The organism is Pseudomonas sp. PMCC200344 (assembly GCF_030053095.1).
GTDB classification, from domain to species: domain Bacteria; phylum Pseudomonadota; class Gammaproteobacteria; order Pseudomonadales; family Pseudomonadaceae; genus Aquipseudomonas; species Aquipseudomonas svalbardensis.
In genome coordinates this window covers 3,437,469-3,453,693 of record NZ_CP125618.1, presented here as the reverse complement: position 1 = coordinate 3,453,693, position 16,225 = coordinate 3,437,469, and the positions used below count along the sequence as shown (strand labels likewise).

The following is a 16,225-nucleotide window of genomic DNA, read 5'->3' as shown; positions in this document are numbered from 1 at the left end:
GTGAGTATGAACGTGGTGCGCTGGGGCATGATCGGGTGTGGCAGCGTCGCTGAACGCAAGAGCGGGCCGGCCTTCTACAAGGCACCCGGCTCGGCGCTGGTGGCGGTGATGGGCCGGCGTCTGGAGGCGGTGACGGATTACGCCGCGCGCCACGGCATCGCTCGGGTCTACACTGACGTCGAAGCGCTGATCAATGATTCCGAGGTGGACGCGGTGTACATCGCCACGCCGCCTGACAGTCATCACACTTACGTCTTGAGGGTGGCTGCCGCTGGCAAACATTGCTGCGTCGAAAAACCGATGTCGTTGAATGCCGGGCAAAGCCGTGAGATGCAGAAGGTCTTTGACGATGCCGGGCTGCACCTGTTTGTTTCCTACTACCGACGTTCGCTTCCACGCTTCCAGCAAGTGCGGCAATGGCTGGAGGAAGGGCGGATCGGCGAGGTCCGGCACCTGACCTGGACCCTGACCAAAGCGCCATCTCCGACCGATCTTGGCGGTACAGATAACTGGCGCACCGACCCGACCATTGCTGGCGGTGGTTATTTCGCCGACCTGGCCAGTCATGGGTTCGACCTGTTCCAGTACCTGCTCGGTGACATCGTCGAAGTCGCCGGGTTTACCGCGCACCAGGCCGGTTTGTATGCCGCCGAGGATGCCGTCAGCGCCAGTTGGCGGTTCGCTTCTGGCGCCCTGGGTATGGGCTGCTGGAATTTCGTCGCGGATCGCCGCGATGATCGGGTCGCACTGATCGGCAGCAAAGGCCGGATCAGCTTTTCCGTATTCGATGAACATCCGGTTCAGCTTGAAGCCGATGAAAAACTCAGCCTGCACATCGAGAACCACGACCACATCCAGTGGCATCACGTGCTCGGCATGAACGCACACATCCGTGGCGAAGCGCAGCACCCGGCGGTAGCCGAACAAGCGTTGAAGACCGATTGGGTGATGGACCAGATCCTCAAGCGCCGCTAACGCTCACTGAATGCCCCGCCGATGTAGCAGCTGCCGAGCACCGCGAGGCTGCGTTCGGCTGCGGAGCAGTCGTAAACCCTGCATGCAAGATTACCCTGACACACCGCGCTACCTGATTTCACGACTGCTTCGCAGCCGAACGCAGCCTCGCGCTGCTCGGCAGCTGCTACAAAGGATCGTGCTCGTGCGGCGAATCTAACCTTATGCTCAAACAGTATTTCTCAAGCCTGTCATTGGAACTTTAAGATCACGTCATAACTCGTTATAACAAGTGATCTTCCATGACCGATAACGTTCTCTCCCTCAGTAGCGTTCCGCTACACACCCAACTGCGGGATGTGCTTCGCGCCCGCATCCTCGACGGCGAATACCCGCAAGACAGCCAGATGCCTTCCGAAAGCGAACTCGGTGCGCTGTTTAAAGTCAGCCGCATCACCGTGCGCCAGGCCTTAGGGGATCTACAGAAAGAAGGGCTGATCTTCAAGATCCACGGCAAAGGCACCTTCGTCGCCAAGCCAAAAACCTTCCAGAACGTCAGCACCCTGCAAGGCCTTGCCGAGTCCATGACCGGTCGCGGCTACGAGGTGATCAACCGCCTGCGCAGCTTCAAATTCATTGCCGCCGACAAACTCGTTGCCGAGCGCTTGCACGTCGCCGAAGGCGAGACGGTGGCGCAGATCAAACGCGTGCGGCTGATCAACCGCGAGCCGATTTCCCTGGAGATCACCTACCTGCCCAAGGCCATCGGCGAGCGTCTGGAGAAGGCCGATCTGGTCACTCGCGACATTTTCCTGATCCTGGAAAACGACTGCGGCCTGGCCCTCGGTCACGCGGATCTGGCCATCGACGCGGTGCTGGCCGACAGCGACTTGACCCAGGCGCTGAACGTCGAACCCGGCTCGCCGATCATGCGCATCGAGCGCCTGACCCACGACGCCGCAGGCGTTCCCGTGGACTTCGAACACCTTTACTACCGCGGCGATGCCTTCCAGTACCGCCTGCGGATCGACCGGCAAAAAGGGGCGCAGGCATGACACACGGCTCAATGACTAGAAAGACGCTCGAACAGGAATACGACATCGTCGTGATCGGCGGCGGCACCGCTGGACCGATGGCGGCGATCAAGGCCAAGGAGCGCAACCGCGATTTGCGCGTGCTGCTGATCGACAAGGCCAACGTCAAACGCAGTGGCGCGATCAGCATGGGCATGGACGGCCTGAACAACGCGATCATTCCCGGTCACTCGACGCCGGAGCAGTACACCAAGGAAATCACCATCGCCAACGACGGCATCGTCAATCAGGCGGCGGTGTATGCCTACGCGACCCACAGCTTCGAAACCCTCTCACAACTGGACCGCTGGGGCGTGAAGTTCGAGAAGGACGAGACTGGCGACTACGCGGTGAAAAAGGTCCACCACATGGGCGCCTACGTGCTGCCGATGCCGGAAGGGCATGACATCAAAAAAGTCCTGTACCGCCAGTTGAAACGGGCGCGGGTGAGCATCACCAACCGGCTGGTCTGCACACGATTGCTGACGGGCGAAGAGGGCGCAGTCAACGGTGTGATGGGGTTCGACTGCCGCACCGCCGACTTCCACGCGATCAAGGCCAAAGCCGTGATCCTCTGCTGCGGCGCCGCCGGGCGTCTGGGTTTGCCGTCCTCGGGTTACCTGATGGGCACCTACGAAAACCCGACCAACGCCGGCGACGGTTACGCCATGGCCTATCACGCCGGGGCAGAACTGGCGAATCTGGAATGCTTCCAGATCAACCCGCTGATCAAGGATTACAACGGCCCGGCCTGCGCCTACGTCACCGGTCCGTTGGGTGGCTACACCGCGAACAACAAGGGCGAACGCTTCATCGAGTGCGATTACTGGAGCGGCCAGATGATGTGGGAGTTTCATCAGGAACTCGAAAGTGGCAACGGCCCGGTGTTCCTCAAACTCGATCACCTGGCCGAGGAAACCATCCAGAACATCGAAGAGATCCTGCACAGCAACGAACGCCCGAGTCGCGGCCAGTTCCACTCCAATCGCGGCACCGACTACCGCACGCAAATGGTCGAAATGCACATCTCGGAAATCGGTTTTTGCAGCGGTCACTCGGCCTCCGGCGTGTGGGTCAACGAGAAGGCCGAAACCTCGGTCAAGGGTTTGTACTCGGCGGGTGACATGGCCGCGGTGCCACATAACTACATGCTCGGCGCGTTCACCTACGGCTGGTTTGCCGGCACCAACGCGGCGGACTTTGTCGCCGGTCGCGAGTTTACAGCGGTCGATGCCCAGCAGATCGAAACGGAAAAAGCTCGGGTCTACGCGCCGCTGGACCGCGAACACGGTCTGCCGCCAGCCCAGGTCGAGTACAAGCTGCGGCGCTTCGTCAACGACTACCTGCAACCGCCGAAAGTGACCAAGAAGATGCAAATCGGCCTGCAACGCTTCAGCGATGTCCAGCGCGATCTCGATCAGATCAAGGCGCACAACGCCCACGAACTGATGCGCGCCATGGAAGTCAGCATGATCCGTGACTGTGCCGAAATGGCCGCCCGCGCTTCGCTGTTCCGCGCCGAAAGTCGCTGGGGGCTTTACCACTATCGGGTCGACCACCCGCAACGCAACGACAGCGACTGGTTCTGCCATTGCCACCTGAAAAAGGGCGACGACGGTCAGATGACCAGTTTCAAAAAAGCCGTCGAGCCTTACATCATCCCGCTGGATGCCGATGAAATGCAGGCCTACGACCGGCTGCGAGTCGGTGCCTTTGCTGCCTGAGCAACACAACAAGAGAGACCGCAAAATGGCCTATCAACCCCAGGAAATCTTCTTCCGCTCCAACGCGCCCGTCACGGTCGATGAGGACCTTTGCATTGCCCACAAAGGCTGCACCGTGTGCGTCGACGTGTGCCCGATGGACCTGCTGGCGATCAACCCGGCCACGCAAAAAGCCTACATGGCGTTCGACGAATGCTGGTACTGCATGCCGTGTGAAAAGGACTGCCCGACCGGGGCGGTGAAGGTCGAGATCCCATACCTGTTGCGCTGAAACCCAGTTCCAATGTGGAAGCGGCGGTGCGACGATTCGACTTGCTCGTGAAGAGGCCAGCCCAAACACCGTAAAAGCTATCCGGCAACACCGGACGCCTGATTCAAAACACCCCTCGTTTCCCACCGCGCCCTGATCGTGGCGGAGACGAACATCCTAAAAATGATTCGAGGGGATTTACCTATGTCTTTGTCAATATTGCTGCGTGCAGCGTTCGCCGGTCTGGTACTGGCTTCATTCACCTTGTCGGCGTCGGCCGAAACCATCCGCATTGCCATCGGCACCCAGGACACCACGATCAACTGCGCCGCCGGCGGTCTGTTGATTCGCGAGCTGGGCTTGCTGGACAAATACTTGCCCCACGACGGTCCCTACAAAGACGCCAAGTACGAGGTGGAGTGGAAGAACTTCACCAGCGGCGCGCCCCTGACCAACGAGATGGTCGCCGGCAAACTCGACTTCGGCGCCATGGCCGATTTCCCCGGGTCGTTCAACGGTGTGGCGTTCGAAACCGCGGGCAAGCACAGCCTGTTTATCAGCGTGCTGTCGGGCAGCATCAAGGGCAGCGGCAACGGCATCGTGGTGCCGAGTGCCTCGAACGTACAGTCGCTGGCGGAGCTCAAGGGCAAGACCATTTCCGTGCCGTTTGCCTCGACGGCGCACGGCATGTTGCTACGGGCGGTCGCGGCCCAAGGCTGGGACCCGCTGAAAGACGTGAACATCATCGCCCAGCCGCCGGAAGTCGCCGGCTCTGCGCTGCAGGCCGGGAAGATCGACGCCCACGCCGACTTCGTGCCGTTCGCCGAACTGTTCCCCAGCCGTGGTTTCGCTCGCAAGATTTACGACGGCGCCCAAGCCAATGCGCCGACCTTCCACGGTGCGCTGGTGGATCAGGCCTATGCGAAGAAGTACCCGGAAATCGTCGTGGCTTACCTGCGGGCGAGCATTGAAGCCAACCAGTTGCTCGCAGCTGAGCCGGAGAAATACAGCGAGTTGATCGCCAAGGTCACCGGCGTCGATGCCGAGGTCAATTACCTGTTCCACGGTCCGCTGGGCGTGCAAACGCGCGACCTGAGCTGGAAGCCGGAATACCGTCAGGCCGTCGGGACTGCCATCGACACGCTCAAGCTGTTGAAGAAGGCTGATCGCGGGTTGGACCTCAATACCTTCATCGACGACCAATACATCCGCGCCGCGTTCAAGGCCTCGAACCTGGACTACACCGCGCAACTGGCCAACTACGGGCAGACACCGCTCAAGGCTGTGGATGCGTCTAGCGGCAAAGCCATCACTGATTTCAGCCATGTGGCGGAGATCTGGGTGCGTGGCGAGCCGAAGGTTCGGCAGTACGCCTCGGCAGAGTCGGCGTTCACCGCGTTGGCCAGCCTGAAGCAGGAAGGCAAAAACATCCGCGCGGTGTATGCCCAGGCGAGTGACAGCGGGATCAAGTTGCTAGCGGATCAGGCGTGGTTTGCCAGTGATGCGAAAGGGCGCCTGAGTGCGTTTCTGCTCAGAGGTCAGGCTCAGCAATTTGCTACGGCACAGGGTGGGAAGGTGTTCGACTTTACCGACGCTACGACTCAAGCCGTCGCCACTCGCTGAGTTGTGGGGGGGAGTCAAAAGCCACCCCTCACCCCAACCCTCTCCCCATAGGGGAGAGGGGGAAAGGGAGCCGATCTCCATGATTTCCAAAATCTGAGTTCGACTCGATATTTCAGGTCGATGTAACTCGAAAGAACAACTCGGTCAGTCCCCTCGCCCCTCTGGGGCGGTCCGACGTTTCGGGAGGGTTAGACCAAGGGGTGGGTCTCCCGTCCTGCACCATCTACAACTGGAACCCGACATGCCAAAATCGCCAACCCGCTGGATCCCCCGAGCCGCTTCACTGCTGCTCTGCCTTGTATTCTGGCAACTCGCCGCCAGCCACCACTGGAACCTCGGCCTGGTCACCTTCGCCAACGTCCCGACGCCGCTGGCGGTCATCGAAGCTGCCCTCGGCCTCGGCGACTCCGGCAAGCTTGCGCAGCACCTCGGTAGCAGCCTCAGCCGAGTCTTCGCCGGTTATCTCACCGCACTGATCATCGGCATCGCTTTGGGCCTGGCCATCGGTCGCTCGAAATGGGCTGAAGACCTGCTGCTACCACCGCTGGAAGTCCTGCGTCCGATCCCCGCCGTCGCCTGGATTCCTCTGGCGATCCTGATGTTTCCCTCATCAGAGCTGTCGATGGTCTTCATCACCTTCACCGGCGCGCTGTTCCCGATTCTGCTCAACACCGTGCACGGCGTCGAAGGCGTCGACCCACGGCTGATCGCCTCGGCGAAAAGCCTTGGGGCAGGGCGCCGGGCGATTCTGCTGGAGGTGATCCTGCCAGGCGCTGCGCCGAGCATCATCACCGGCCTGGCGATCGGCATGGGCACCTCATGGTTCTGCCTGGTGACCGCCGAAATGATCTCCGGCCAATACGGCATCGGCTATTACACCTGGGAGTCCTACACCATCCAGAACTACGCCGACATCGTGGTTGGCATGTTGCTGATTGGCGTACTCGGGATGGGCAGCAGCCTGCTGATCAAACGTCTGGGCGGGTTGTTCACTCCCTGGCACCGACCACGAGGAAAAGCCTGATGAGCGTGATGCAAACCCCTGAAGGGCGAATCGACATCCGACAATTGTCCATCGTCCTCGGCGAAGACAAGCAAGCCTTCGAAGCCGTGCAAGGTCTGGATTGCCAGATCGAGCCGGGGCAATTCGTGTGCATCCTCGGGCCGTCCGGTTGCGGCAAATCGACCCTGCTCGGTGCGCTGGCCGGTCACCTGCAACCGCGAACCGGCACCCTGAAAGTCGACGGTGCGCCAGTCTCGGGCCCGTCCCCACAGCGCGGCATGGTGTTCCAGCACCACACGCTGTTCCCTTGGCGCACGGTGCGCGACAACGTTGCTTTCGGCCTGAAAATGCGCGGCATCGGCAAAGCCGAACGCCACCAGGCTGCCGACGAAATCCTTGCCCTGGTGGGCCTCGAAGGGTTTGCCGAGCGCTGGCCTGACCAACTCTCGGGCGGCATGCAGCAACGGGTAGAAATCGCCCGGGTGCTGATCAACCGCCCGCGCCTGTTACTGATGGATGAACCCTTCGGCGCCCTCGACGCGCTGACCCGGTTGAACATGCAGGAGCTGCTGCTGGACATCTGGACGCGAATTCGCACCACCGTGGTGTTCGTCACCCATGACATCGATGAAGCGCTGTTCCTCGCCGATCGGCTGCTGGTCATGAGTTCACGCCCGGGGCGGATCATCGAAGACCTGCGCCTCGATTTCCCACGGACACGCACCACCGAACGGGCCACCAGCCACGAATTTTCCCGCTTGAAGCGTCATTGCCTCGAGTTGCTGCGTCACGAAGACGGTCGGCAGTTACCGCGCCTGAACCCTCTCGGACTTCCCCTTGAAAACAAACTGTCGCGATTTGCCCTATGACCTCTCTATTCGATGTAACCGATAACGACGACATTCTCGCCCTGCAACCGCGCCTGACGGATGACGATCCGGGCGTGCGCAGAATTGCCCTGATCGAACTGGCCGACCTTGAAGAGCCGGACGGTTTGCTTTGGTTGGTCAATCGACTGGCTGAAGACTCGACCGAAGAGGTTCGCGCCGAAGCCGCACGATTGCTCGAAGCCTGGGAGGACGAACCGGTGGTGGAAGCGCTGTGTCAGGCCCTGACCGATCCTTCCCAAGCCGTGCAAGCGGCCGCCGCGCAAAGCCTTAGCCTGCTCAAGACCGAGGCGGCGGGCAGGGTGATTCTGCCGTGGACCGCGCATGCCGACATCAGTGTGCGCATCGCCGCTTTCCGGGCATTGCGTGAGTTGCGCTTCCCCGCTGCCGCCGCTGCCGCTTTAGGGGTATTGACCGACGGAAACGCCAGTGTCCGCCGCGAAGCCGTCGGCGTACTCGGCTGGCTCAAGCAGCTCGATGCCTTGCCGGCGCTTGCTCGATTGGCCAGTGACGACCCGGACACCGAAGTCCGCCGCGCCGCCACCGGTGCTCTTGGCCTGGCCTCCGACGCCCACGTGCTGCCGGCGCTGCGTCACGCCTTGCAGGACGCAGCCTGGCAAGTGCGCGAAGAAGCCGCCACCACGCTGGGCAAGGTCGGCCATGTCGACGCCGGTTCAGCCCTGGTCGAAGCCTTGAGTGACGATTACTGGCAAGTCCGTCTACGCGCCACCCGCAGCCTCGGTCGTTTGCGTTACGTCCCGGCCCTTGAAGCGCTGATCGAAACCCTCGGCCACCGTATCAGCAACCTGCGTAAGGAAGCTGCCCTGGCGCTCGGAGAACTGAACGATCGGGGCGCCATCGCACCTTTACAGGCTGCGCAGGATGACGGCGACCCGGAAGTGCGCAAAGCCGTGCGCATCGCGTTGAGTCAGCTGCAATGAACCCGGTGGCGATTGGCAATTCCCAAGGTAAACAGCAGCTGCGGGTGAACTGGCCGGATGGTCGCGAACAGTTGCTGGACCACGCTGAGTTGCGCCGTCAGTGTCCGTGTTCGCAGTGCCGGGCGTTTCGCCTGCAAGGGTTGAGGGTGAAAGTCGATGAGCGCATCCGTGTCGTCGAACTCAATTCCCAGGGTTATGGCCTTCAACTGATTTTCAGCGACGGCCATGAGCGCGGGATCTACCCCTGGCCCTACCTGGCACAACTCACCCCCGAACCTACTGAAATCTAATGTGGAATCGTCGCACCGCCGCTCCCACATTGGAATTGTGTTGTTAGCTGGATTTGCGCAGGGCGGCGTGTTGCGGGTTGAAGGTGAGTACGGCGAGTAGCGCGAATACCAGCGTCAGCCCCACGCACACCGCCAGCGCCAACGGATTGAAGCGTTCATACAGGGCAAACCGCACCAGTTCCACCGCATGGGTGAACGGGCTCAATGCGCACAACCAGTACAGCCACTCGCTGGACTCGCGCATCTTCCATAGCGGATACAGCGCCGACGACAGGAAAAACAGCGGGAAGATCACGAAATTCATCACCCCGGCAAAGTTCTCCAGCTGACGGATGGCGTTGGACAGTAACAGGCCCAACGCGCTGAGCATCAATGCCACCAGCAGTAACGCCGGCAACGCAATCAACAAGCCCATGGCCGGTGGTTGTACGCCGTACACCCAGGCAATCGCCAGAAATGCGTAGACCTGCAACAGCGAGATCAACGAGGTGGCCAACAGTTTGCTGCACAGCAGGAAGGTTCGGGGCAGGGGGCTGGTCAGCAGCACGCGCATGCTGCCCATTTCCCGGTCGTAGACCATCGACAGCGAACCTTGCATGCCGTTGAACAGCAGGATCATGCAGGCAAGGCCAGGGATGATGTAGACCTCATACGGAATGTAGGTGTCATAGGGCTCGATGATCGCGATCCCGAGTGCCGCACGAAAACCGGCGGCGAACACCAGCAGCCACAGCAACGGCCGCACCAGCGCACTGAGAAACCGCGTGCGCTGCAACACAAAACGCAGCCATTCACGCAGCACGATGCCGTTGAAACATTGCCAGTAGGCATTCATTGGGCGGCTCCCGAAGTCGTCAGTCGAGTGAAGGCCGAACCCAGGTCACCACCGTGCTCCAGGCTCAGGACGTCGGCTTGCCCGCTGGCGACCAACCGGCCCTGATGAAGGATCAACAGGTCGTCGCTCGGCTGTACTTCATCGAGTAAGTGAGTGGTCCAAAGTACGCTGATGCCTTGCTCGCGGCACAAACTGTGAATGTGTTGATTGAGTGCCAGGCGGCTGGCGGGGTCGAGGCCGACGCTGGCCTCGTCGAGCAGCAGCAGGCGCGGTTCATGCAGCAAGGCGCGGGCGATTTCCACCCGACGACGATGGCCGCCATTGAGTTCGCGGACCCGCTCGCGACGGCGTTCAGTCAAGGCCTGACGAGCCAGTTCGGCGTCGACACGCAGGCCGGTCTGACGCCGCGACATCCCATGCAGCGCGGCGTGATAGCGCAGGTTTTGCTCGACGCTAAGGTCCAGGTCCAGCGTGCTTTGCTGGAACACCACACCCAATTGCTTGAGCGCCGGACGCGCCGCGTTGCGCAACGAACAGCCACCGACGCGGATGTCCCCGCGCTGCACATCGTAGAGTCGAGTGAGCAAGGCAATCAGCGTCGATTTGCCCGCGCCGTTTGGCCCCAGCAGCGCCGCGAAACGGCCGGGTGCCAGGCTGAAACTCACCTGACGCAACGCCTCTTTCACACCATAAGCGAAACTCAGCTCGCTGACTTCCAGTGCGTTCATGGGGTCACCACCACGCCCCACGGATAACGCCCGACCTTGATCGACTTGGTCACCTTGAGGCTGTCGACATCGATCACCGACACGTCGCCGCTGACGCCGTTGGTGGCCAGCAATTGCTTTTGATCCGGGGTAAACGACATCTGCCAGACCCGTCGCCCGACCAACAGATAATCAAGAATCTCGAAGGTCTTGGCGTCGATCACCGCCACATGATTGGCCGGGCCGAGGGCGACGAAACCATATTTGCCGTCGGCGCTGAGCTTGATCCCCACCGGCTGGACTTTGTCCGGGTGCACGCCCTTGATCTGGAAGGTCAGGGTCTTGAGGATCTGGCGGGTCGCGACGTCGAGAATGGTCACCGTGCCGCCGATTTCCGCCGAGGCCCAGAGCTTCGAGCCATCCGGCGTGAACTCGACGAAGCGCGGCCGCTGATCCACCAGCGTGCTGTCGGCCAGGGTCTGGGTGCTGGTGTCGATCCAGTGCAGCATGTTGGTGGTTTCGCTGGTGTTCACCGCCCACTTGCCGTCGGGGCTGACGGCCATGCCTTCGGGTTCGACGCCGACGTTGATCTGACTCAGCACCTTGGAGGTTTCGGTGTCGATCACCGTCACCAGCGCATCGTCTTCGTTGGAAACGTACAGCCAACGATTGTTGGGGTGCAGGGCGAACTGTTCAGGATCTTTTCCCGACGGCAGTTCCTTGATGATCTTGCGCGTGGCGACGTCCATCACCTGGACCCGGTCCGAGTCGCTGGCGCAGATGTACAGCAGCTTATTGTCGTGGGACAACAGCAGGCCGCGCGGGCGCTGGCCAACGGGCAGGGTGTCGGTGACTTGCAGGGTCTGCAGGTCGATCAGGCTCAGGCTATTGTCCTTTTCGTTGGAGACCCAGGCGGTGCTGGCCGCGGCATGCCCGGCGGCGAGCAGCAGGGCCCAGAAAAGCAGGGAGCGGCAGAGCAGGGTGCGACGCATGGTGGATTCCTTTTTGTTGTAGTTCTTGTGGAAAGTCGGATCAGGGAAAGCGGCAGCTGACCTCGGGTTTGTCGTAACCGAGGCTGTCCATTTCGTTGAAAGGGTGCAGGAAGCCGTCTTGCGGCGACGTGCTGACCAACGCCCGGGGCTGCACGATGGGAATGGGTTGGCGCAACTGGCCGTTCCACGGCCGATAACTGAGCTTGCGACCCTTGAAACCGTCCAGCGGCAATTGATCGCTGATCTCAAGCGTACGGATCGTCACCGGATCGACCTGACGCAGTTTGCTCACCGCACTGGCGATGCTGCGCACGGCGATCCAGGCTGCAAAGTCGCGGTCATTCATCCAGCGCCCGGTCAGGGCTTCGAAGCGTTTCTGCAACTGGGCGGCGCCGTAGGTTTCCACGGTTTTGTGCCAGCCCACCGGGGTCAGCCCCTGCGTGCCGGCGACCGGCCGTGGGTACCAGGTCTGGTAGGGCACGTATTCGCCGAAATCACCGCGTTCATCCGCCACCAGCACCACGTCGTACTCGGCGGTCTGGGTGAACAGCGGCATGTCGGCCTGGGCGCTGCGGCGCTGATCGTTGTCGAAACTCCAGGCTTTTTCCGCGACCAGTTTCAGGCCAAAACGTTTGGCGGCGCGGCGCAGGGCGGCGGCATAGGCTTGATCGTCCGGGGTCGGGCCGACGATCAGCAGCGCCCGTTGCCATTTGCGCACCACCAGAAATTGCGCCAGCGCATCGGCGAGCATCGCCCGACTCGGCAGGCTGTGCAGCACGTTCGGCAGGCAATCGGTGCTGCGCAGGCTGTCATCGGGACTGCCGGCATTGAACAGCAAGCTGTCGGGTAACACCGCGCTGAGCCGGCGCAGGCTCTCCGCCGGTGCATTCACCACAAATAGGCGCAGACCTTGTTCATGTTGAGCCTTGGCCGCTTCGACCAAGGCATCCGGATTGTCGACGTTGGCGCTGACCAGGTTGTAGCTCTGGTTGAGGAAACGCCCGGTGCTGTTGCTGTCAGTGATCGCCAGTTCGGCGCCACGCAACCCGGCATCGACCGGCTCGGGAATGACGTTCGACAGCAACGGGCCCGGGTCGGGGCGATAGCCCAGGTAGCCGATCTGCACCTGCAACGGTGCGTCGGCGGCCTGGCTCTGGGTCGCCACCCCGGCGGCGGAGGCAATCGCCAACAGGTAGATCAGGGCGTAAGGGGCAAGCTGGCGCATAGGGCACTCCATTACTGGTAGCGCCAGCATAGGAAGCCTGCGATGCAGAATGAAATATGCAGAAAGTACCAGTGAGCCAGTACCAAGGTAGTAACTCGCCCGGGGCGGCGCGGTTTTAGCGATCCGCGGCTGTATTTGGATGTGCGCCACAAGCCCTACTACCAAGGAACTAGATGGCGGCCACCAAAGCAGCATGGGGCTTGCGCGAAGCCGTTCCTAAGATGGGTGCCATAGCCTCTTCAAAGAGGTTTTGCGTGCAATCAAGAGGGCATAACAATGACAACAAAACGCAACGCCTTACTCGTTGCCGGACTGCTAGCCGGCTTTATCAGCGCAGGTTCCGTCTGGGCCCACGGCAACGTGGTCCCCCAGGCTGTCGCCACCCCGGGCCTGACCCCGATCAAGGACGCTGGCGTACCGGTCGATGCCGATGGTTGGGCATCGGTGAACCCTTATCGCGCTACCCCGGAACACGATAAGGCCGTGGAAATCGGCTCTTCGGCCTACAACCAGAACTGCGCGGCCTGCCATGGCCTGGAAGCCAAATCCGGCGGCATTGCTCCGGATTTGCGCATGCTGGATGTCGGCGAGGCGGGTGATGAATGGTTCGTCGAACGCGTGCGCCATGGCGCTGTGCGTGACGGCCGGGTCTACATGCCGAAGATGGCCGACTACCTGAGCCAGGAAGCCTTGTGGGCGGTACGCACTTACCTGGACACCGTTCGCGTCGAGGAGTAACCCATGCGCCTGCTCGCTGTGTTGATCAGCGCTGTGTTGCTGTGCTGCCAGGCCGTGCAGGCGCAGGTCCGCACCTATGACGAAATGATCGCCGCCGGGGAGCTGAAAGTGGCGGTCTACAAGGACTTCGCCCCGTACAGTTTTGAAGACGCCGGCCAGGCCCGTGGCGTTGATGTCGAACTCGCCGAAGCGTTGGCCAAGGCCCTCGGCGTGCGCCTGACGTTGATTTGGGCGCCGGCCGGCGAGAAGCTCGATGACGACCTGCGCGATTACATCTGGCGTGCCAGTCAGTTGCACGACCTGCAATTGGCTGACCTGATGATGCGCGTGCCGTACGACCGCGATTACGCGCAGAAACGCAATGAACTGGGTGAGCTGGAAAACGGCCATGTGGTGATGTTCGGGTCGTACCAGAACGAACAATGGCAGGTGGCCTATGACCGCCGTCGGCTGGACAAGGTCGGTAGCGTCGCCGTGTTCGAGCATCACCCGATCGGCGTCGAAGTCGACAGCGTGCCGTCGTTCTACCTGACCTCGGTGTTCAACGGCATGCTCGCCGGCAAAACGCATCACTATCCCGGCGTACCCCAGGCATTTGCCGCCATGAAGGCCGGTGAAGTCGACGCAGTCATGGCCATGCGCGGTGAGATCGACTGGCAAGTGCATGAAGCGGCGGACCCGCAAGTGGTGCTGGCAGAAAACGCCTACCCGAACATGGGCAAGCAGCTTTGGGAGATCGGCATGGCGGTGCACGAAAGCAACCGTCAACTGGCCTATGCCGTGGAAGAGGCGCTGGAAGCCTTGATCCGCGAGGGCGCTGTCAAAACCATTTATGGCCATTACGGCCTGCGCTATGACGTGCCTGAGATGTATCAATAGTGAACTGGCGAGCGAGTTGTCTGTTGGCCTGTTGGCTACCCATCGCCGCGCACGCCGTGGACATCGACCCGGGCAAGGACCCGGTGCCCTCGGTGATGTGGGCCTTCTATCACAAGCAAATGCTCGGCGATGCGCCGTTCGTGTTCGACGAGCGGGTCAAGCTGCTGGCGCCACCGTTCGCCGAAGATGCCCGGCAAGTGCCACTGGAAATCGACGCGCGAGCGTTCAAGGGTGAAGTGGTGAAAATCCTCGCCTGGGCCGAACTCAACCCCTTGCCGAAAATTGTCGATTTCCAGCCGCTGGACCGCGTGCTGCCGTGGCTGTCGATCCGCATCCGTATCGAACAGGCCACGCCGTTGCGCGCGGCAGTGCTGACCCGTGATGGGTTGTGGCATGTCGGCTCGACGCTGATCGATGCGGCGGGCGGCGGTTGCACGGCGCCGAGTGTGGTGCGCACTCAGCCGGGCTGGGAGGACCACATCGGTGAAGTGCTGGGCGGTCGTTATCCCCGTGGCGAGTTCAGCCGTGTGCGCTTGCAAGTGGCGCACCCGATGGACAACGGCATGGTCAGTGGCATTCCGGAATTTTTCATCAACCATGCCGAACTGCGGGATCAGAACGATCAGCTGTTGGCCCGTCTTGAGTTGTTTCCCGCTGTCAGCGAAAACCCCAACCTGGCCTTCGATATCGAAGGGGCAGGGCAGACGCGCCTGTTGCTGCGCGACAACAGCGGCAATCAATTCGATGCGGTCATACCCTGACCCAAAGGAGCGCGTGATGCGCTGGATGCTGCTGTTGTTTATGAGCCTGAGCCTGCCGGCCCTAGCCGATCTGGACTACTCACTCAAGCCCCGGCAGATCGCCGAAGACACCTGGCTGCTGGAAGGCAGCACCGACAATTTTGCCAAGGCCAACGGCGGCAACATCGTCAACACTTCGTTCATCGTCACCGAGCTGGGTGTGGTGGTGATCGACACCGGGCCGTCGAAACGCTACGGCGAAGCGATGCGCAAGGCGATTGCCTCGATCACCGACAAACCGGTGATTGAGGTGCTGCTGACTCATCATCATCCTGATCATGTGCTCGGCAACCAGGCCTTCACTGACGTGCCGATCGGTGCGCTGGCCGGCACCACCGAGCTGTTGCATCAGCAGGGCGATGCCATGGCCGAGAACCTGTACCGACTGGTGGGCGACTGGATGCGCGGCACCGAGGTGGTGTTGCCGACCCGGACGCTGACACCCGGTGTGCGAAGTTTTGGGGATCACGATCTGCGTCTGCTGGGCCTGGGTGGGCACACGGGCGCGGATCTGGCTATTCTCGACCAGAAAACCGGCGTGCTGTTTGCCGGGGATCTGGTGTTTTACCAACGGGCGCTGACCACGCCCAACAGTCCGGGGCCGGCGGTGTGGCTGGCGGACATCGCCACCCTTCAAGGCCTGCCGTGGACGCTGATCGTCCCCGGTCACGGCCCCGTGGGCAGCGATCAACAGCCCTTCGAGCAAATGCGTGACTACCTGACCTGGCTCGATCAGCTCATGCGCGATGGCGCCGCCAATGGCAGTGATATGGCCGAGATGATCCGCAGTCCCATTCCTGAACGGTTTACCGGGATCACTCTGAGCCGCTACGAGCTGATCCGCAGCGTCAGCCATCTGTATCCGCGTTACGAGCGCGGGCAGATGACCCGAGTCGATTCCGCCGCGGATAAGTGAGCAACACAAATCCCCTGTGGGAGCGGGCTTGCTCGCGATGGCGGGCGTGGTAGCGCGCCAGAAGGTGGGCGATCAACAGCTCAGACGGTTCGTTGCGCCAGTCGTGCTGGGTTTCGCCGGTGTCTTGCAGCCGGTGCAGCGCATCGGCAATCAGGACCGGATCGAGGTCTTTGCCAGCGGCCGCCTCACGCAGGCTTTTATGCCCGCCACAACAGAAGTCCAGTTTATAGGTGTGGAAAATGCGGGTGGCGCCGGGAATGTCGCAGGCCAGTTGGCCGAGGCTATTGTTCCAATAGAGTCAGGCTCATCAGGGGTTCCTTGTTTGGATTTCAACGGTTCCCCAGGCTCATGGCGGCATGCCATATTTAACGTATTGAAAAATATGGCT

At 61.4% G+C, this 16,225-nt stretch carries 17 protein-coding genes and 1 pseudogene; 13 read left to right on the top strand and 5 right to left on the bottom strand.

Features of this window, described 5'->3' with window-relative positions:
* Window positions 1–6: 6 nt before the first annotated feature.
* The 9 genes from QFW87_RS15660 (at window position 7) to QFW87_RS15620 (ending at window position 8,745) form a co-directional block, all read left to right on the top strand.
* Entirely contained in the window at window positions 7–975 is a 969-nt protein-coding gene (locus QFW87_RS15660) for a Gfo/Idh/MocA family oxidoreductase (protein WP_283184072.1), read from the top strand.
* A 281-nt stretch (window positions 976–1,256) separates the two neighbouring features.
* Window positions 1,257–2,009: a GntR family transcriptional regulator gene (locus QFW87_RS15655; protein WP_283184073.1), complete on the top strand. Its 753-nt coding sequence runs from the start codon at window positions 1,257–1,259 to the stop codon at window positions 2,007–2,009.
* A gap of 11 nt (window positions 2,010–2,020) precedes the next feature.
* The gene (locus QFW87_RS15650; RefSeq protein ID WP_283184074.1) at window positions 2,021–3,751 is read left to right on the top strand and encodes a fumarate reductase/succinate dehydrogenase flavoprotein subunit; all 1,731 of its coding nucleotides are present in this window, start codon (window positions 2,021–2,023) and stop codon (window positions 3,749–3,751) included.
* 25 nt (window positions 3,752–3,776) lie between these two features.
* Window positions 3,777–4,022: a ferredoxin family protein gene (locus tag QFW87_RS15645; RefSeq protein ID WP_007946457.1), complete on the top strand. Its 246-nt coding sequence runs from the start codon at window positions 3,777–3,779 to the stop codon at window positions 4,020–4,022.
* A gap of 195 nt (window positions 4,023–4,217) precedes the next feature.
* A complete protein-coding gene (locus tag QFW87_RS15640; RefSeq protein WP_283184557.1) occupies window positions 4,218–5,624 on the top strand; it encodes an ABC transporter substrate-binding protein in 1,407 nt (468 codons plus the stop codon).
* 241 nt (window positions 5,625–5,865) lie between these two features.
* Entirely contained in the window at window positions 5,866–6,648 is a 783-nt protein-coding gene (locus QFW87_RS15635) for an ABC transporter permease (protein WP_283184075.1), read from the top strand.
* Window positions 6,648–7,496 (top strand): ABC transporter ATP-binding protein, encoded by an 849-nt coding sequence (locus QFW87_RS15630; protein WP_283188183.1) that lies wholly within the window; start codon window positions 6,648–6,650, stop codon window positions 7,494–7,496. The genes QFW87_RS15635 and QFW87_RS15630 overlap by 1 nt, the downstream gene beginning before the upstream one ends.
* Window positions 7,493–8,455 carry a HEAT repeat domain-containing protein gene (locus QFW87_RS15625; protein ID WP_283188182.1) on the top strand — a complete coding sequence of 321 codons (963 nt, stop codon included), beginning with the start codon at window positions 7,493–7,495 and terminating at the stop codon, window positions 8,453–8,455. The genes QFW87_RS15630 and QFW87_RS15625 overlap by 4 nt, the downstream gene beginning before the upstream one ends.
* Window positions 8,452–8,745: a DUF971 domain-containing protein gene (locus QFW87_RS15620; protein ID WP_283188181.1), complete on the top strand. Its 294-nt coding sequence runs from the start codon at window positions 8,452–8,454 to the stop codon at window positions 8,743–8,745. Before QFW87_RS15625 ends, QFW87_RS15620 begins: the two co-directional genes overlap by 4 nt.
* Before the next feature lie 43 nt (window positions 8,746–8,788).
* On the opposite strand, the gene QFW87_RS15615 is transcribed toward QFW87_RS15620, so the two are convergent.
* The 4 genes from QFW87_RS15615 to QFW87_RS15600 are packed head-to-tail and all read right to left on the bottom strand — an operon-like array spanning window position 8,789 to window position 12,504.
* Complete coding sequence (locus QFW87_RS15615; protein ID WP_283188180.1) at window positions 8,789–9,580, bottom strand: ABC transporter permease; 792 nt, start codon at window positions 9,578–9,580, stop codon at window positions 8,789–8,791.
* Window positions 9,577–10,308 (bottom strand): ABC transporter ATP-binding protein, encoded by a 732-nt coding sequence (locus QFW87_RS15610; protein ID WP_283188179.1) that lies wholly within the window; start codon window positions 10,306–10,308, stop codon window positions 9,577–9,579. The genes QFW87_RS15615 and QFW87_RS15610 overlap by 4 nt, the downstream gene beginning before the upstream one ends.
* Window positions 10,305–11,279 carry a YVTN family beta-propeller repeat protein gene (locus QFW87_RS15605; protein WP_283184081.1) on the bottom strand — a complete coding sequence of 325 codons (975 nt, stop codon included), beginning with the start codon at window positions 11,277–11,279 and terminating at the stop codon, window positions 10,305–10,307. Before QFW87_RS15605 ends, QFW87_RS15610 begins: the two co-directional genes overlap by 4 nt.
* Window positions 11,280–11,319: 40 nt before the next feature.
* Complete coding sequence (locus QFW87_RS15600; protein ID WP_283188178.1) at window positions 11,320–12,504, bottom strand: ABC transporter substrate-binding protein; 1,185 nt, start codon at window positions 12,502–12,504, stop codon at window positions 11,320–11,322.
* A gap of 276 nt (window positions 12,505–12,780) precedes the next feature.
* Between QFW87_RS15600 and pedF the strand changes: the two genes are divergently transcribed.
* From pedF to QFW87_RS15580, 4 genes are read left to right on the top strand one after another with little or no spacing between them, the layout of a single operon-like run.
* Complete coding sequence (gene pedF, locus QFW87_RS15595; RefSeq protein WP_283184083.1) at window positions 12,781–13,242, top strand: cytochrome c-550 PedF; 462 nt, start codon at window positions 12,781–12,783, stop codon at window positions 13,240–13,242.
* A gap of 3 nt (window positions 13,243–13,245) precedes the next feature.
* Window positions 13,246–14,121, top strand: a complete 876-nt coding sequence (locus QFW87_RS15590; protein ID WP_283188177.1) for a transporter substrate-binding domain-containing protein — start codon at window positions 13,246–13,248, stop codon at window positions 14,119–14,121.
* Window positions 14,121–14,882 carry a quinoprotein dehydrogenase-associated SoxYZ-like carrier gene (locus tag QFW87_RS15585; protein WP_283184085.1) on the top strand — a complete coding sequence of 254 codons (762 nt, stop codon included), beginning with the start codon at window positions 14,121–14,123 and terminating at the stop codon, window positions 14,880–14,882. The genes QFW87_RS15590 and QFW87_RS15585 overlap by 1 nt, the downstream gene beginning before the upstream one ends.
* A gap of 16 nt (window positions 14,883–14,898) precedes the next feature.
* Entirely contained in the window at window positions 14,899–15,837 is a 939-nt protein-coding gene (locus tag QFW87_RS15580) for a quinoprotein relay system zinc metallohydrolase 1 (RefSeq protein WP_283188176.1), read from the top strand.
* A 28-nt stretch (window positions 15,838–15,865) separates the two neighbouring features.
* Here QFW87_RS15580 and QFW87_RS15575 read toward each other — a convergent pair.
* Window positions 15,866–16,145 (bottom strand): annotated as a pseudogene (locus QFW87_RS15575) (DUF542 domain-containing protein); the annotation flags it as partial.
* Between the last annotated feature and the right edge of the window lie 80 nt (window positions 16,146–16,225).

Coding starts and splice junctions, on each gene's coding strand:
- QFW87_RS15630 (WP_283188183.1), top strand. CDS start 6,648: ATGAGCGTGATGCAAACCCCTGAAGGGCGAATCGACATCCGACAATTG.
- QFW87_RS15600 (WP_283188178.1), bottom strand. CDS start 12,504: ATGCGCCAGCTTGCCCCTTACGCCCTGATCTACCTGTTGGCGATTGCC.
- QFW87_RS15625 (WP_283188182.1), top strand. CDS start 7,493: ATGACCTCTCTATTCGATGTAACCGATAACGACGACATTCTCGCCCTG.
- QFW87_RS15650 (WP_283184074.1), top strand. CDS start 2,021: ATGACTAGAAAGACGCTCGAACAGGAATACGACATCGTCGTGATCGGC.
- QFW87_RS15590 (WP_283188177.1), top strand. CDS start 13,246: ATGCGCCTGCTCGCTGTGTTGATCAGCGCTGTGTTGCTGTGCTGCCAG.
- pedF (WP_283184083.1), top strand. CDS start 12,781: ATGACAACAAAACGCAACGCCTTACTCGTTGCCGGACTGCTAGCCGGC.
- QFW87_RS15610 (WP_283188179.1), bottom strand. CDS start 10,308: ATGAACGCACTGGAAGTCAGCGAGCTGAGTTTCGCTTATGGTGTGAAA.
- QFW87_RS15645 (WP_007946457.1), top strand. CDS start 3,777: ATGGCCTATCAACCCCAGGAAATCTTCTTCCGCTCCAACGCGCCCGTC.
- QFW87_RS15655 (WP_283184073.1), top strand. CDS start 1,257: ATGACCGATAACGTTCTCTCCCTCAGTAGCGTTCCGCTACACACCCAA.
- QFW87_RS15660 (WP_283184072.1), top strand. CDS start 7: ATGAACGTGGTGCGCTGGGGCATGATCGGGTGTGGCAGCGTCGCTGAA.
- QFW87_RS15635 (WP_283184075.1), top strand. CDS start 5,866: ATGCCAAAATCGCCAACCCGCTGGATCCCCCGAGCCGCTTCACTGCTG.
- QFW87_RS15605 (WP_283184081.1), bottom strand. CDS start 11,279: ATGCGTCGCACCCTGCTCTGCCGCTCCCTGCTTTTCTGGGCCCTGCTG.
- QFW87_RS15615 (WP_283188180.1), bottom strand. CDS start 9,580: ATGAATGCCTACTGGCAATGTTTCAACGGCATCGTGCTGCGTGAATGG.
- QFW87_RS15580 (WP_283188176.1), top strand. CDS start 14,899: ATGCGCTGGATGCTGCTGTTGTTTATGAGCCTGAGCCTGCCGGCCCTA.
- QFW87_RS15620 (WP_283188181.1), top strand. CDS start 8,452: ATGAACCCGGTGGCGATTGGCAATTCCCAAGGTAAACAGCAGCTGCGG.